Genomic DNA, 14,001 nt, shown 5'->3' on the forward strand with positions numbered 1-14,001 from the left:
CCAGCCGCTTGTTCACGCTTGGCGAGCCGCCTGCTCGCAGGACGGGTGACGCCTGAGTTCCGCCGGGGTCCCTTCCCGCAAGGTGTCTCACGTTGAATCATCCGTTTACGGATCAATCCGACGTCCCGCTGTCCCGTTACGGCTGGACTCCCACACTCGATCACCTCTTCACCGACCACCGCGCCGCCGGACTGGTGCCCGCCCGCATCGTGCGGGTGCACCGGGGCTCGTGTGACGTCATCACCGGGCACGGCCCCGTCCGGGCGACCGTGCCGGCGCCGCGGCACGCCGACCCCGAGGCCGCGCCGTGCACCGGCGACTGGGCGGCGCTCCGCCTCGGGCAAACCCCCGAGGTGGCGGCGCTCCTCCCGCGAAGCACCGCGATCGTCCGCTCGACGGCGTCACGCACCTCCCACGGGCAGGTGCTGGCCGCCAACGTCGACACGGTCGTCATCGCGGTGTCCCTGTCCGTGCCGTTGAACGCCGCGCGGCTGGAACGTTTTCTCGCCCTCGCCTGGGGGAGCGGCACGCGGCCGTTGATCGTCCTCACCAAGGGCGACCTCGCGGCCGACGCCGACGCCGTGCAGGCCGAGATCACCACACTCGCGCCCGGTGTCGACATCCTCGTCACCAGCGCCGCGACCGGCGACAACGTCGACATCCTGACCGCGCTGCTGGGCGGCGGCACCACCGTGCTGCTCGGGCCGTCAGGCACCGGCAAGTCCACGCTCGCCAATGCCCTGCTGGGTGAGGACGCGCTGGCCATCGGCGATGTGCGGGCGCAGGACGGCAAAGGCAGGCACACCACCGTCCGCCGCGAGCTGCTGCCGCTGCCCGGCGGCGGCGTGCTCATCGACACCCCTGGCCTGCGCGGCATCAGCCTGCACGACGCCGCCGACGGCCTGGAGCAGGTCTTCGCCGAGATCGAAGAGCTCGCCAGGGACTGCCGCTTCGACGACTGCGGGCACGACGGCGAGCCCGGCTGCGCCGTACGGGCCGCCATCGAGGCGGGCGAGGTGGCCGAGCGCCGCCTGGCCGGCTATCGCAAACTCCAGCGTGAGGCGGCCTTCGAGGCTTCCCGCACCGACGCCCGGCTGCGTGACGAGCGGGTCAACCGGCAGAAGTCCATCAGCAGCCACCTTCGTGCGACCTACAAGTTCCGGGATCGGCAACGGTGAACGAAACCCGCCGCCACCACTCGACGACCACTGAAACGGACTCTCCCGCCATCATGGACTGGATCACCCGCTCCGAGACCGACGCCGACCACGCCCGGATCCGCGAGATCAACCTCGCCGCCTTCCCCACCTCGCACGAGGCGGACCTGGTCGAGGCTCTGCGCGCCGACCCCGCGGCCTGGCTGCCCGGTCTGTCGTGGCTGGCCCAGAGCGCTGACGGCACCCTCACCGGTTTCGCCCTGTTCACCCGGTGCCACGTCGACGACGCCCCGGCCCTCGCGCTCGGCCCGTGCGCCGTCCTGCCCGAGGCACAGCGCCTCGGCGCCGGCGGGGCGGCCATCCGCGCCGGGCTTGAGGCGGCCCGGGAAATGGGGGAGAACCTGGTGCTGGTGCTCGGCCACGCCGAGTATTACCCGCGGTTCGGGTTCACGCCCGCCTCGGGCTTCGGCATCCGGCCGCCGTTTGAGGTCGAGGACCGCTACATGATGGCCCTCGCCCTCGACCCCACCCGTCCCGTTCCGAAGGGCGTCATCCGCTATCCGGCGGCCTTCGGAGTCTGACCGTCGCGGGCGCCCGGCTCCGGGCGGTCCGTTAGTTTTCCCGCCGGGCGGCCCAGGCCGACCTGGGCTGCCCGGCGGGACATTCCTCTACGCGCGGCCGCGGAAGACCTCGATCAGACTTGTGTAGCTCGTGCCGGTGTGGCCGGCGTTGCGGGCGCGTTCGGTCAGGGACTGGATGCGGGCGGGCCAGTCGGTGTCGATGCCGGCGGCGGCGCTTTCGCGAACGAGGTATTTCATGGTGGCCAGGTGGGTCTCCAAGGCGGTGTCCTCGGCGGGGTAGGCGCCGCGGTCGGTCTGCTCGGCGTAGGCGGTCATGAAGCCGGTCACGCTGCCCACCCACTGGGTGGCGAACGGGGCGAAGGCGCGCCATGATGGCGCCGTCCAGGTAGTCGCCGGCCCACGCCGCCGTCTCGCCGGCCTCGTCGGACGTGCCGGAGGTCAGGTTGACGAGGGTAGGGCCGGCGAGGGCGGCCCGGTGCGGGCTGCGCTGGATATGGATCGGCACGTGGCCCGACGTGTTCGCTGCGGGCCCGCCTTCCTTTATCGTGATTCAGCACCTATCCACTGAAAGGTGGGCCTGAGGAGATCATGGGCTACGCTTCCGGAGGCAAGCGCCTGGACGAGGCCGGAGACGACCTTAGCAATGTCTTCTCCTGCTCGGGTGGTCGCCGCCCATGACGGCTGAGGAGTTCATCCGCCGCCTGACCGCATTGGCGTCCGCGGTGGAGCGGGAAAAGATTCAGCGCTACTTCAAGGGCGGCGTGAGCGGCGCCATAGGTGTGCGCATGCGGGAGGTGACCGACCTCGCCAAGGAGTTCGTCGGCCTGCCGCGCGCCGAGCTGAACACCCTGCTCGACTCCCCGATCCGCGAGGCCAAGGTCGGCGCTCTCAGCGTTATGAACACAGAGGCCCGTCTGAAGCGCACCAGCGAAGAGCGGCGCAAAGAGCTGTATGACCTGTACCTGTCGCGAATGGACGTCATCGACAACTGGGACCTGGTCGACCTCGCCGCCCCCTGGGTCGTCGGCCGCTATCTCGAAGACAAACCCCGCGACGTCCTGGACGTTCTGGCCCGCTCGGCCAACCCCTGGGAGCGCCGTACAGCCGTCTATGCTTCCCTTTATTTCACTCGCATCGGTGACACCGACGATATCTACCGCCTAGCCGAGCTGCTCATCGCCGACCCGCATGATCTCGTCCAGAAGGCCGTCGGTGCAGTCCTGCGTGAAGCCGGCCGGAAGGACCGGCCCCGCCTGCTGGCATTCCTCGACCGACATGCTGCCGCTATGCCGCGGACCATGCTCTCCTATGCCATTGAGCACCTGACCGCTGACGAGAAGGCCACCTACCGAGCGAAAAGGCGGTAGCACTGCCCTGATCGCCGGGGCTCCGGCCGCCTGTCGTCTGCCGGCTGCGCGCCACCGCCCCGCTTGGGCCGAGGAGCAGTGCACCGCTCTGCTTATTGGCCCTGGAGACGCGGGCCGACACGACGACACCGATTTGTCGGAAACCCGATACAGCACTCCACCGGAACAGCCCGGTCAAGGGTCAGTCCTTCGGAGGCAGCGTTCTCGTGAGCGAGTCGATGCGCCGGCCCCGCCCGGGTGCCAGATGCGCGAACACGTGGACCTCGATCTCCAGCGACTTCTCCCTCCGCATGAGAACCCGCATCGTGTAGCGCGCGGCAGCCCGGTCTCCGTCGATCACAACGTCGTGAAGCTCGATGTCCAGCTCACGGGCGTTCTTACGGGCGGGACGCGTGTGGTCGATCAGCAGCCCCTGGGCCCCGGCGCCCGCGGAGGCCGACCGGCTCACCCGGCGTGAGCGCGAGGTGACCGCGCTGGCCGCGCACGGGTTGTCCAACGACGAGATCGCCGCCCACCTGGTGATCAGCCCGGCCACGGCCAAGACCCACATCAGCCGGGCGATGTCCAAGGTGCACGCCCGCGACCGCGCCCAGCCGGTCGTGTTCGTCTACCAGTGCGGCCTGGTCGACCCGGACGGCAAACCGCGTCTATAAGCTTCAATGCGGAGCCCGTCAAGACGGCACTGAGCCTCCTGCTTGAGCGGCCGCCTCGACGGTCGGGTAGGCGTCCAGGATCCGGTCCAGCCCGGTCAGCCGGAAGGTTCGGCTCACGACGTGGGGCACGGCCACCAGCGCGAGCGTGGTGGTGGCGGCTATGGCGTGGTTGCGGGCGGCGATCAGGGCCGCGATGCCGCTGGAGTCGCAGAAGGTCAGCTGATCCAGGTCGAGGATGAAGGGCCGGTCCCGGACGAGCGTGATGGTCTTCAGCTTCTCCAGGACGAGCGGGGCGGTGTGGTGGTCCAGTTCGCCGGACAGCCGCAGCACCACGGCGTGCTCGACGGTGTGGAGGGTGAGGGCCAAGGGTGTCATGGTGCACCGCGCTCGGCCGGGCGCTCGGTGACCGGCACGTGAAGGGCCAGGAGGGCGGTGTCGTCGTCCAAGCCGGCGCCGAAGCCCCGCAGAAGGTCGGCCAGCGCGGCCACGGCCTGCTGCGCGGTGGTGGGGGCCAGGGCGCGGGCGAAGGCGTGCAACGCCTCGTCCCCGTAGCGGTCGTCGTCGACTTCCGCGTTCAAGGCGCCGGTGGTGCGTGCTTCGATAAGCCCGTCGGTGTAGAGAAGCAGGGTGTCTCCCGGCGCCAGGCGGATCGTGGTCGCGGTGAAAACGGCGGGACTGAGCATGCCGATCAGCATGCCGTTGGGGGTGTGCTGGAAGTCGGCGGTGCCGTCGGCGCGCAGCAGCAGGCACGGCGGGTGGCCGCCGCCGGCCAAATCGATGGTGAAGCCGTCGCCGTCCCGGGTCAGAATGCCGAAGATCGCGGTGCAGTAACGCGGATCGTCACCGCGGTACTCGTGCTGCATGACGGTGTTGAGGGTCTCAAGGACGGTCACCGGGTCGGGGTCGTAGACCGCCGCCGCGCGCAGCGTGTAGCGGATCAGCGAGGTCACCGCCGCGGCGGCGGCGCCCTTGCCGCACACATCGCCCAGGAAGAAGCCCCACCGCTCGCGACTGAGCGGGAACAGGTCGTAGAAGTCGCCGCCGACCTCGTCGCGGGAGGCGATGTGGTAGTACGCGGCGGACTGCAGGCCGTCCACCTCAGGCAGGGAGGAGGGCAGCAGGCTGTGCTGCAAGGTGGCGACCAGCCGCTGCAGCCGATCACGCTCGCGGTCGGCTTCCTGCCGGGCGCGCAGTAGTTCTTGTTCGTAGGCGCGCCGGTCGGACGCGTCGAAGATCGTGGTGCGGATCAGCTGCGGTTGCCGGTCGGCGCCGTACTTGATCGTGGACGTGACCAGGACCGGCAGCCGCTCCCCGGCGGCGGTCCGCAGCTCCAGCGCCACCCCGCCGACCTCACCCTGCATCATCAGCAGCGGTGCGAAATGGGTCTCGTGATAGAGACGGCCGCCCACGGTGAGCAGATCGGAGAACGTCCGCAGGCCCACCAGTTCGTCACGCGTGTAGCCCAGCCAGCCCAGCAGCGTATTGTTGATCTTGGCGATCTGACCGTCCAGCAACGTGGACAGATAGCCGCACGGCGCGTTCTCGTAGAGGTCCTCGGCGCTGTCTTCCAGCAGCGCCGAAAACAGCGCCCGTTCGCCGCCGCCCTCACCCGGCGTCGGGGAGCCCGCTTCCTGGCCTCTCGCGCTCATCATCTCGGTTCGGCGGAGTGATCGCCGGGTTCGGCGGCGAAGGCGGCGATCGCCCGGACGGTGGCCTCCGGGGCGCTCAGCTGCGGGCAGTGGCCGGTGGCCGCCAGCGTGATCAGCCGGCTGCCCGCGATCTGAGCGTGCACGAACGCGCCCACCTCAGGCGGCGCGATCACATCCTGAGCGCAGTCGAGCACCAGCGTCGGAACCCCGACCTTGGCGAGTTCGGCACGGTGATCGGACAAGAACGTCGCCCGCGCGAACGACCGCGCGATGAGCGGATCGGTCCGGCAGAAACTGTTGGTCAGCTCCTCACCCAGCTCCGGACGGTCCGCGTTACCCATGATCACCGGAGCCATGGCAGCCGACCAGCCCAGATAGTTGCTGTCCAGCGACTCCAGCAACTCCTCGATGTCGGCCCGGCTGAACCCGCCGCGATATCCCTCATCGTCGATGTAGCAGGGCGAGGGCACCAGCAGCACCAGCTTGGCGAATCGTTCCGGCTCCTGGACGGCGGCCAGCACCCCCATCATCGCGGCCACCGAATGCCCGACGAACACCACCTGGCTCAGGTCCAGCTCGCGGCAGATCTCCAGCACATCGTCGGCGTAAGCCTGCAGGTCCGCATAACGATCAGGAGAGTAGGCCGCCAGATCCGAGCGGCCCGCTCCCACATGATCGAAGCACACCACCCGGAAGTCGCGGGCCAGCTTCGGAGCGACCAGGCGCCACATGTTCTGATCACAGCCGAATCCGTGGGCCAGCATTACCGTCGGACCGTCGGGCCGACCACTGACCACCACGTTGTTCCTGACAACTACCTCGACATCACCCATGGTCGTTCATGTTTACACTATCTACCGCAAACGACGACAGCCGCTCCCCGGCGGTGGTCACCCGGGTTGCCACCGCGACAGGCGGGCAGTGAACGAGGGTCCCGCCGTCACCGCCGGGCCTGACTGCCTTCCGGCTCAGCTCCGGCCGGGCGTCGTCCGCGCACGACCGCGAGCACGAGCAGCCCCGCGAGCACTCCCGAGACGGCGCTCGCCCAGTAGACCTCGTTCAGCCCCGACGTCGGAGAGCCCGCCGCCGACCCGGACTGAAACAGGATGCCGACTACGGCGATGCCGAGGGCGTAGCCGAGTTGCCTGGCGGTGTTGACGGCCCCCGCCGTCATGCCCGCCCGCCGCGGCGGCGCGTAAGCCATGGCGGCGGAGGTCAGTGCCGGAACGGCGGTCCCGACACCGAGCCCCGTCGGGATCAGGCCGGGTGCCAGTGAGAGCCCGGTGGAGCCCGCGTCGAGTGTGCCCTGCGTCAGCGCCCCCGCCCCGATCAGCAGCAGCCCGGCGCCGACGGTGAGGCGGGCGGGCACCCGGGCGAGCAGGCTTCGTGGGCGGGCGCACCGGCTGGGCGGGCCTGGCCGTACTCTCACTCGCGCAGGTGGCGGAGCTGATCTCCGAGCAGGAACACGGCACGGGCCCGCGGAGCGGGCGTCTCACGTTGAGCCCGGCCGACGAGGCGCTGCTGGCGGAGCTCTCGCGCGACGGCCGCGCGGGCTACGCGGAGCTGGCGGCGGCCACGGGCTGGTCGGAGTCGACGGTGAAGCGCCGGGTGGAATATCTCTGCGCGACCGGTGTGCTCTACTTCGACCTGGATGTGGTGCCCGATCTGCTCGGCTATCAGGTCGAGGCGCAGTTGTGGATGTCGGTGCCGCCCGCCGATCTCGACGCCACCGGCCGGGCGCTGGCCGGGCACCCCGAGGTCGCCTTCGCCGGGGCGACCACCGGCACGACCAACCTGATGGCCACGGTGGTGTGCCGCGACGACGCCGAGTTCTACCGCTATCTGACCGAGAGCCTGGGCGCCCTGCCGGCCGTCCGGCACATCGAGACGGCCCCGATCCTCCGCACGGTCAAGCGGGCCGGGGCCGTACTCGGCATTTAAGCGGTCGTCACAGATCGCGGCGCCGGAAGGCCAGTGCCGCGAGCCCCAGTACGAGGGCGATCCAGAAGCCGGTCCAGGTCAGGTAGGCGGCGGTGAGCGGGGCGCGGCTCAGGAACGGGAAGCCGCCCTGCATCGCGGGGCCGCCGAACTCCGCCAGCGCGGACGAGTCCTGGAAGGCGTGCATGGCGCCGCGCCAGAGACCGTCCGTCGGCAGCAGCACCTGGGACACGGTGCCGACCTGGGCCAGGCTCTCGTTGCCGAGCCCGTGGCCGACGCCGCCGACCACACCCGCGATCCAGGTGGCGCCGAAGAGACCGACCGCCACCACGCCCGACGCCATCGGCGAGACGGCGGTGGACAGCAGCAGGCCCAGGGTGAGCAGCACCGCCGTCTGCGCCGCGAGCAGCGCCAGCCCGATCACCGGCCGCGGCGGCCAGTAGTCCACGGTGCTCCACACGATGACGAACTGCGCCAGCCCGGCCACGGTCACGAAACCGCCGCCGAAGACCACGAGCCCCAGCCACTTGCCCAGCAGCACCGTCGATCGGCGAATCGGGCGCGCCATGACCGACAGGGCGATCCCCGACTCGATCTCGCCCGCCAGGGTGGGCCCGGCCAGAAAGGCCGTGCCGAGCGCGGCGATCAGGCTGAGGCCGAACATCACCAGATTGAGCACCTGGGAGGCCACCAGCCGGAGCTCCCCGGTGGTGAACGTGCCGCCCTCGAACTCGATCGAGATCAGGTTGGCGAACCCCCAGGCGCTGAGCGCGAGCAGCGCGAGGGTCAGTACGGCGAGCGCACGCAGCACCTTGCGGCGGGCGGCCTCCTGAAGGGTGAGGGCGGCGACGACGAGCACGATCCTGGCGGTCACCGGCGGTCACCGCCTTCGGCGCGAAGGATGTCCAGCAGCCGTTCCTCCAGGCTGATCCGCCCGGGCTCGACCGCGTGGACCCGCACGCCGAGGCCGACCAGGCCGGCCACGAGGTCCGGCACGGTGGTGGAGTCCGGGGCGGCGGGCAGCGCGACGGTGAACAGGTCACCGCTGCGGGTGAGCGGACCGGCGGCGGCCAGGCGCGCCTCGGCCTCGGCGTTCACCTCGCCGAGCCGCAACCGCAGCTCGCGTCCGCCGAGCAGCTCCGCCAGGGTGCCCGACGCGGCGACCCGGCCCTTGTCGAGGATGACGACCCGGTCGCAGACCCGTTCGACCTCGCCGATGAGATGCGAGTTGAGCAGGACCGCGACCTCGCGCTCCCTGAGCGCCAGGAGCAGGTCCCGGACGTCGGCCCGGCCGATCGGGTCCAGAGCGCTCGTCGGCTCGTCGAGGACCACGAACTCGGGGCGGGCCACCAGCGCGACGGCCAGGCCGAGGCGCTGCTGCATGCCCTTGGAGAAGCCGCCCACCCGGTCACCGGCGCGATCGGCCAGGCCGACCGCGGCCAGGCACTCGCGCCGCTCGCCGACCGGCACCTCGACGCCCGCGAGCCGCACATGCAGGGCCAGGACCTCGGCGGGGGTGAGCCACGGCTGGTACCGGAAGAGCTCCGGCAGATAGCCGACGCGGACCCGGGAGCGCGGGTCGCGCGCCGGCCGCCCGAGCAGCAGCACATCCCCGGCGTCGGGCCGGACCAGACCCAGCAGGATCTTGATGACGGTGGTCTTGCCGGCACCGTTAGGTCCGAGCAGGCCCACGATCTCGCCGCGGCCGACGGTGAAGGACACGCCGTCCACCGCGGTCCGCCTGCGATACTGCTTGCGCAGGCCGGAGCACCACACCGCCGGTGCGGGCGACGCGAGCGCTTGCACGTCGGCGTCGAGGAGGGGCGCGCCCGGCCGGGCGGCGGTGTCCCGGGTCATCGCGTCCTCCTCAGCCCGCGTGCCGTCGCCAGCGCCTCACCGGTGCTCAGCGAGCCGGCCACCGCGGTGACGACTCCGCCGTCCATCCAGATCACGGCTGCCATCGTGCCGTCCCGTCTGGCGAGCACCGTGGCCGGCAGTCCGCCGACGTCGGAGGTGGAGGTCGACATCCTGTCGGTCGATGTGAACAGCGGCAGTGTCATCCCGCCGACGCCGGCGAGGCCGCTGAGCTGGGCGGCGACGTTCTCCGGCAGGATCCGGAGGGACAGCAGGTAGCCGCGGACCGTCTCGAAGGGCACGGTCGAGGCATATGCGGTGAGCGCATTCGCCCGTGCCACGATCAGGGCAGGCATGGGGCGGCCCGCCGACCAGACCGCGGCGACCCCCGGGCCGGCGACCAACCGGAAGCGGCTGCCGTCGAGTCCCGGCGGCGCCGGCGGCAGCGTCACGCCCGCCGCCGCGGCGGTCTTGGCGGTCTTCTCGATCGAGAAGGTGAAGTCCCCGCTCACCCGGCCGACGACGTGATAGGCGGGATCTCCCGTCACACCGCGGGGCAGCGTGCCCACCTGCGGGACGGTGAGACCGGTGGCCTTCTCCGCGGCGGAGGCGCCGGCGACTTTGCGCATGTCGATTTTCTCGGTCACCTGGAGCTCCCCGAAGTCCGACAGGTCGGGCAGCTTGATCAAATCGGCCTTGGGGGCGGTGACCGGGATGATCTGCTCGGCCCGGAAGATCTGCAGCCAGTCCACCGCGGCGGCGGCACCGGCCCCGGCCAGCAGCACGACGGCGCCGAACACGGCCACGACCGGGCTGCGCAGTACCGCACGCCTGCGTCGCGGGGGCGTGATCCCCGGCCCTTCGGCATCGGCCGCACGAGACAGGCGCCGCCACCCCGCATCCACGTCCACGGCGCAGTCGGCACTCAAAGCCGCGGCGGCGAACGCGGCGTCCTCCCGGGCCGCCGCCACTCCGGACAGGCACGCCGGGCAGCCGGCGACGTGCTCACGGTCGGCGTCGGCGACACCGGCCGGCTCGTCGAGGAGCCGGCGCAGTGTGCCGTCAGTCGGATGACGCATGACGGTTCAACTCCTTGCGCAGGGCGGACTCGGCGCGGCGTACGGTGGTGCCCACGCTGCCGGGCGAAAGATCGAGAGCGGCGGCGACCTCGGCGTAGCTGAGGCCGCTGTGCCGGAGGACGAGGGCGACGGCCTGCCTGCGCGGCAGCCGCGCCAGTGCCGCCCGCACGAGGCGGCGCTCGTCGCGGGTCACGACCGCGTCGGCGACATCCGGGCTGACGGCCCGGCCGCCGTCGGCGGCCTCCTCGCGTGAGGCGCGGCGGCGGCCGGAGCGCAGGAGGTTCAGCGCGGTATGCGCAGCGGCGACGCACAACCACCCCACCGCCTCCCCGGCGGGCACCGACGAACGCCCGAACGTCAGGAACACCTCCTGTGCCACGTCCTCGGCCTCGTCCCTGGCGCCGAGCACCCGCGCGGCCACCGCGACGACCCGCGGATAGGCCGTGCGGAAAACCTGCTCCAGGTCGCCTCGGACGGCCCCGCGCCCCGGCGGACTCGACACCACCACGCCGCCCTTCCGCCCGGCCACCTCACCACGCCCGTCACTGGGTCCGTCACCGGACAGGGCGGCAGGCGGCGCGCCGCCCGGTGGGTTCACACCATGCACTACAACGTCCACATTTGTAGAGCACCGCCGACGCCTCGCATGTGACACCCGGGGACGTCGGCGTGCGCGGTCACCTGGCCGGGCTGGCAGGATCACGAGCGTGAGCTATGACGACCTTGTGGGAGAAGCGCTGACCGTTCCCTTTGAGGGGTGGGACTTCGGCGTGTTCCGCGGTCGCATGATCGAGGAGTCCGGCGCGTTGCCGTGGAGCTATGAGGAGATGGTCAAGGAGCGCCTGCCGTACGCCGGCTCGCTCCTTGACCTCGGGACGGGTGGCGGCGAGTTGCTGGCGTCGTTTGCCCCGCTTCCGGAGGGGACGGTCGCCACCGAGGGGTGGGCGCCGAACGTGCCCGTGGCCAGGAAGCGTCTTGAGCCGATGGGTGTGCGTGTGGTGGAGGTGGGGGACGACGACCGGTTGCCGCTGCCGGACCGGTCGTTCGAGCTGGTCGTCAGCCGGCACGAGTCCTACGACCTGGATGAGTTGCGGCGTGTGCTCAAGCCCGGCGGGACGTTCGTCACCCAGCAGGTGGGCGGGGCGGACCTGGCCGAGATCAACACCGCATTGGGGGCGGAGCCGCACGAGTACGCCGGCTGGGATCTCGCCAGTGCCGCCGCGCAGCTGACCGAGGCCGGATTCGAGGTGTCCTGGCGGGGGGAGGCAAAGGTCGCGACCGTGTTTCACGATGTCGGGGCGTTGGTGCTGTTCCTGCGCATCACGCCGTGGCACGTTCCCGGCTTCGACGTCGAGCGGTACGGTGACCGGCTGCGGGCGTTGCATGAGGAGATGCGGGCAGGGCGGCCGTTGACGGCACACGCCCACCGGTTCGCCCTGATCGCCCGTCCCGTTTCATAGGGCTCAGCAGGCGGTCGTTTTCGTGGTGGTGCACACCAGCGTGGTGTATTGCATGGTGAAGCTGCCGCCCACCGCGTCCAGGGCATCGCCGGCGCCAGCCAGCACCTCGTCCAGCGTGGCCTGGGGGAGCCGGGTGAGGAGGCCGGAGGTGGGAAGCTGGTCCAGCCACTCGTCCCTGGTATAGGAGTGTTCCCACTCATATCGCCATAGCTCCGGCTCGCCGAACACCCCCGTCTGCCGCATTCCGTCCGCGGCTTTGGCATGCAGCGGCTCATATCCATCGGCGTCGGGGGCGGGGGAGCCGGGCATGACCCGGCGGTAGACCGCGGCGAAGGCTTCCGCCAGGCCGGGCGGGGGACGGAAGGTGTTCCAGAACACCGCGAGCCGCCCGCCGGGCCGGAGCACCTCGGCCGCCTTGGCCGCTCCCGCGACCGGGTCGATCCAGTGCCAGGTCTGCGCGGAGACGACGGTGTCGAACGTGCGGCCGGCCGGGTCCCAGGTCTCGAACGCCGCCACCTCGACCTCGATGCCGCCGCGCCGCGCCAGGTCTGCCATCCGGGCGTCGACGTCGACGCCGAGCACCCGGCAGCCCGCCGCACGGAACTGCCGGGCCGCGATGCCGGTGCCGACGCCGACGTCGAGCACGTCGAGGCCGGGGGCCTCCGCGACGGCCCGCACCATCGCGTCCGGATAGCGGGGGCGGCTGCGGTCGTAGCGTTCGGGGTCGACGCCGAACGACTCCGCCATCTGCCGATGCCGATGGGGCTCGGGTATAGTGGGCATGCGCCCACTATGAGTGGGCGTGTGCCCACTCGTCAAGCGGGCACGGGAAGGAGAGATGCACGGTGCCGACGGGAGTGGCCCTCCGCGACCCGCGTGAGCAGTTGTTCGAGGCCGCCGAGCGCATCCTGCTGCGGGACGGGCCGAGCGCGCTGACCAGTCGTGCGGTCACCGCCGAGGCGGGCTGCGCCAAGGGTGTCCTGCATCGGCACTTCGCCGACTTCGACGCCTTTCTCGCGGAGTTCGTGATGGAGCGCGTCGGCCGGATCGCCCCCCAGGCCGCCGCCCTGCGCGACGCCGCCGGGACCGGCACCGTCGCGGGCAACGTCACCGATGCGCTGACCGCCCTGTTCGAGTCGGTCGCCGTGGCGGTCGTCGCCCTCATCACCTTCCGCGATGAGTTGCGCGCCCGGCTGCGCGACACCTGGCCGGCCGGTGTCCCGGTCCTGACCGAGGCGGTGACCATGATCGCCGGCTACCTCGCCGCGGAACGCGACCTCGGCCGCATCGCGGCCGGCGCCGACGTGGACGTGCTCGCGCCCACGCTGATCGGGACCGCCCACCTGCTCTTCGCCGACCGCACGGGCCCCCCGCCCCAGACCGCCGCCGTCCACCGCATGGTCAGCTCGGTCCTCGCGGGCACCCTGCAAGCCGCGAAGCGGTGAGCGGTACGGCGGAGCCACGCGGTTCACCCGGCTTTCGCCAGCCCGTGACCTCGACACCTTCCGGCTTCCAGCTGGTGCTTCCGTACCGGGTCATCCGGACGGGTGCCTCCGCGGAGCGGCTGGAGTGCCGACGGGCCCGGCTTCCGCCGTACCGGGTCATCCGGACGGGTGTCTCCGCGGAGCGGCTGGAGTGCCGGCGGGCCCGGCTTCCGCCGTACCGGGTGTGCTCAGGTCAGCGACTCCGCGGCGCGGACCGCCTGGGCGGCGATGCCGGCGATGCTGGAGGTGTTGAACGAGCCTCCTCCCGCGAGGTCTCCCACCACGGTCAGGCGGGGGTCGGCGGCCACCAGCCCTCCCGACGGGTGCGGCGTTGCCGGCCCGCCGGACACCAGGGACGCCACCAGCGGCCCCGCGGCGGACGGCACCGCCCGAGGGGGAGGGTTCACGGCGTTGATCACGGTGTCCGCGCGCAATTCGGTGTCACCGCAAAGCACCCGGAACCCGCCGTCTGACATCTCGATCCCGCGCACGCCCGAGGCCACGGTGAGCTGCCCGCCGTCCAGCAGGCGCATCAGGATCGACGCGTTGACCGGCACCATCGGTGAGGCCAGGCTCGCGGCGAGGCGTGTGTGGCGGCGCAGCCGCTCCCGGTCGGCTTCGCCGAGCAGCCGCCAGGCATAGGGGCCGATCGTGTGTGCGGTCTCCTGCAGGACACGCCGTCCGATCGCGGGGTCGCCGACGGCGGACAGCTGCCGCCGCAACCGCCGCACGGGGTCCTCGGCGTGGGCGGCCGGCAGGTCGGCCGTGAAGGCGCCGAA

General features: G+C 71.5%; 17 protein-coding genes and 2 pseudogenes. 7 read left to right on the forward strand and 12 right to left on the reverse strand.

Annotated elements, in window-relative coordinates; all coding sequences use genetic code 11:
• Window positions 1-92: 92 nt before the first annotated feature.
• Together rsgA and Ssi02_RS20910 are read left to right on the forward strand one after the other, a co-directional pair.
• Window positions 93-1,178, forward strand: a complete 1,086-nt coding sequence (rsgA, locus tag Ssi02_RS20905; RefSeq protein ID WP_204027971.1) for a ribosome small subunit-dependent GTPase A — start codon at window positions 93-95, stop codon at window positions 1,176-1,178.
• A 53-nt stretch (window positions 1,179-1,231) separates the two neighbouring features.
• Complete coding sequence (locus tag Ssi02_RS20910; RefSeq protein ID WP_204028568.1) at window positions 1,232-1,738, forward strand: GNAT family N-acetyltransferase; 507 nt, start codon at window positions 1,232-1,234, stop codon at window positions 1,736-1,738.
• A gap of 87 nt (window positions 1,739-1,825) precedes the next feature.
• Here Ssi02_RS20910 and Ssi02_RS20915 read toward each other — a convergent pair.
• Window positions 1,826-2,092: pseudogene (locus Ssi02_RS20915) on the reverse strand (imine reductase family protein); the annotation flags it as partial.
• 320 nt (window positions 2,093-2,412) lie between these two features.
• On the opposite strand from Ssi02_RS20915, the gene Ssi02_RS20920 reads away from it, so the two are divergent.
• The gene (locus tag Ssi02_RS20920) at window positions 2,413-3,105 is read left to right on the forward strand and encodes a DNA alkylation repair protein (RefSeq protein WP_204027975.1); all 693 of its coding nucleotides are present in this window, start codon (window positions 2,413-2,415) and stop codon (window positions 3,103-3,105) included.
• Window positions 3,106-3,286: 181 nt separating this feature from the next.
• Here Ssi02_RS20920 and Ssi02_RS20925 read toward each other — a convergent pair whose 3' ends face one another.
• Complete coding sequence (locus Ssi02_RS20925; protein WP_204027978.1) at window positions 3,287-3,445, reverse strand: hypothetical protein; 159 nt, start codon at window positions 3,443-3,445, stop codon at window positions 3,287-3,289.
• Window positions 3,446-3,542: 97 nt separating this feature from the next.
• On the opposite strand from Ssi02_RS20925, the pseudogene Ssi02_RS20930 reads away from it, so the two are divergent.
• Window positions 3,543-3,758: pseudogene (locus tag Ssi02_RS20930) on the forward strand (response regulator transcription factor); the annotation flags it as partial.
• Window positions 3,759-3,776: 18 nt separating this feature from the next.
• On the opposite strand, the gene Ssi02_RS20935 reads toward Ssi02_RS20930, so the two are convergent.
• The 4 genes from Ssi02_RS20935 to Ssi02_RS20950 all read right to left on the reverse strand — a co-directional run bounded on the left by Ssi02_RS20935 (window position 3,777) and on the right by Ssi02_RS20950 (window position 6,776).
• Window positions 3,777-4,133, reverse strand: coding sequence for an STAS domain-containing protein (locus Ssi02_RS20935; RefSeq protein WP_204027981.1), 357 nt, complete (start codon window positions 4,131-4,133; stop codon window positions 3,777-3,779).
• Window positions 4,130-5,407 carry a PP2C family protein-serine/threonine phosphatase gene (locus tag Ssi02_RS20940; RefSeq protein ID WP_239129240.1) on the reverse strand — a complete coding sequence of 426 codons (1,278 nt, stop codon included), beginning with the start codon at window positions 5,405-5,407 and terminating at the stop codon, window positions 4,130-4,132. The genes Ssi02_RS20935 and Ssi02_RS20940 overlap by 4 nt, the downstream gene beginning before the upstream one ends.
• Window positions 5,407-6,240, reverse strand: coding sequence for an alpha/beta fold hydrolase (locus tag Ssi02_RS20945; RefSeq protein ID WP_204027985.1), 834 nt, complete (start codon window positions 6,238-6,240; stop codon window positions 5,407-5,409). The genes Ssi02_RS20940 and Ssi02_RS20945 overlap by 1 nt, the downstream gene beginning before the upstream one ends.
• Before the next feature lie 107 nt (window positions 6,241-6,347).
• A complete protein-coding gene (locus Ssi02_RS20950) occupies window positions 6,348-6,776 on the reverse strand; it encodes an MFS transporter (protein WP_204027987.1) in 429 nt (142 codons plus the stop codon).
• Between the two features lie 17 nt (window positions 6,777-6,793).
• Here Ssi02_RS20950 and Ssi02_RS20955 point away from each other — a divergent pair, with 17 nt between their 5' ends.
• Window positions 6,794-7,348: an Lrp/AsnC family transcriptional regulator gene (locus Ssi02_RS20955; protein WP_204027989.1), complete on the forward strand. Its 555-nt coding sequence runs from the start codon at window positions 6,794-6,796 to the stop codon at window positions 7,346-7,348.
• A 7-nt stretch (window positions 7,349-7,355) separates the two neighbouring features.
• On the opposite strand, the gene Ssi02_RS20960 is transcribed toward Ssi02_RS20955, so the two are convergent.
• From Ssi02_RS20960 to Ssi02_RS20975, 4 genes are read right to left on the reverse strand one after another with little or no spacing between them, the layout of a single operon-like run.
• Window positions 7,356-8,219 carry an ABC transporter permease gene (locus Ssi02_RS20960; RefSeq protein WP_204027992.1) on the reverse strand — a complete coding sequence of 288 codons (864 nt, stop codon included), beginning with the start codon at window positions 8,217-8,219 and terminating at the stop codon, window positions 7,356-7,358.
• Window positions 8,216-9,202 (reverse strand): ABC transporter ATP-binding protein, encoded by a 987-nt coding sequence (locus Ssi02_RS20965; RefSeq protein ID WP_204027994.1) that lies wholly within the window; start codon window positions 9,200-9,202, stop codon window positions 8,216-8,218. Before Ssi02_RS20965 ends, Ssi02_RS20960 begins: the two co-directional genes overlap by 4 nt.
• Complete coding sequence (locus Ssi02_RS20970) at window positions 9,199-10,278, reverse strand: hypothetical protein (protein WP_204027996.1); 1,080 nt, start codon at window positions 10,276-10,278, stop codon at window positions 9,199-9,201. Before Ssi02_RS20970 ends, Ssi02_RS20965 begins: the two co-directional genes overlap by 4 nt.
• Window positions 10,262-10,876, reverse strand: a complete 615-nt coding sequence (locus tag Ssi02_RS20975) for a sigma-70 family RNA polymerase sigma factor (protein ID WP_204027998.1) — start codon at window positions 10,874-10,876, stop codon at window positions 10,262-10,264. Before Ssi02_RS20975 ends, Ssi02_RS20970 begins: the two co-directional genes overlap by 17 nt.
• 109 nt (window positions 10,877-10,985) lie before the next feature.
• On the opposite strand from Ssi02_RS20975, the gene Ssi02_RS20980 reads away from it, so the two are divergent.
• Window positions 10,986-11,738 carry a class I SAM-dependent methyltransferase gene (locus Ssi02_RS20980; protein ID WP_239129243.1) on the forward strand — a complete coding sequence of 251 codons (753 nt, stop codon included), beginning with the start codon at window positions 10,986-10,988 and terminating at the stop codon, window positions 11,736-11,738.
• A gap of 3 nt (window positions 11,739-11,741) precedes the next feature.
• Here the strand turns inward: Ssi02_RS20980 and Ssi02_RS20985 are convergent, their stop codons facing one another.
• Window positions 11,742-12,521, reverse strand: a complete 780-nt coding sequence (locus Ssi02_RS20985; protein ID WP_239129247.1) for a class I SAM-dependent methyltransferase — start codon at window positions 12,519-12,521, stop codon at window positions 11,742-11,744.
• A 62-nt stretch (window positions 12,522-12,583) separates the two neighbouring features.
• Between Ssi02_RS20985 and Ssi02_RS20990 the strand changes: the two genes are divergently transcribed.
• On the forward strand, window positions 12,584-13,183 hold the full coding sequence (locus tag Ssi02_RS20990; RefSeq protein ID WP_204028000.1) for a TetR/AcrR family transcriptional regulator: 600 nt from the start codon (window positions 12,584-12,586) through the stop codon (window positions 13,181-13,183).
• A gap of 227 nt (window positions 13,184-13,410) precedes the next feature.
• On the opposite strand, the gene Ssi02_RS20995 is transcribed toward Ssi02_RS20990, so the two are convergent.
• Window positions 13,411-13,953 (reverse strand): FAD/NAD(P)-binding protein, encoded by a 543-nt coding sequence (locus Ssi02_RS20995; protein WP_204028002.1) that lies wholly within the window; start codon window positions 13,951-13,953, stop codon window positions 13,411-13,413.
• Between the last annotated feature and the right edge of the window lie 48 nt (window positions 13,954-14,001).

This window comes from Sinosporangium siamense, from assembly GCF_016863435.1.
Lineage (GTDB): Bacteria > Actinomycetota > Actinomycetes > Streptosporangiales > Streptosporangiaceae > Sinosporangium > Sinosporangium siamense.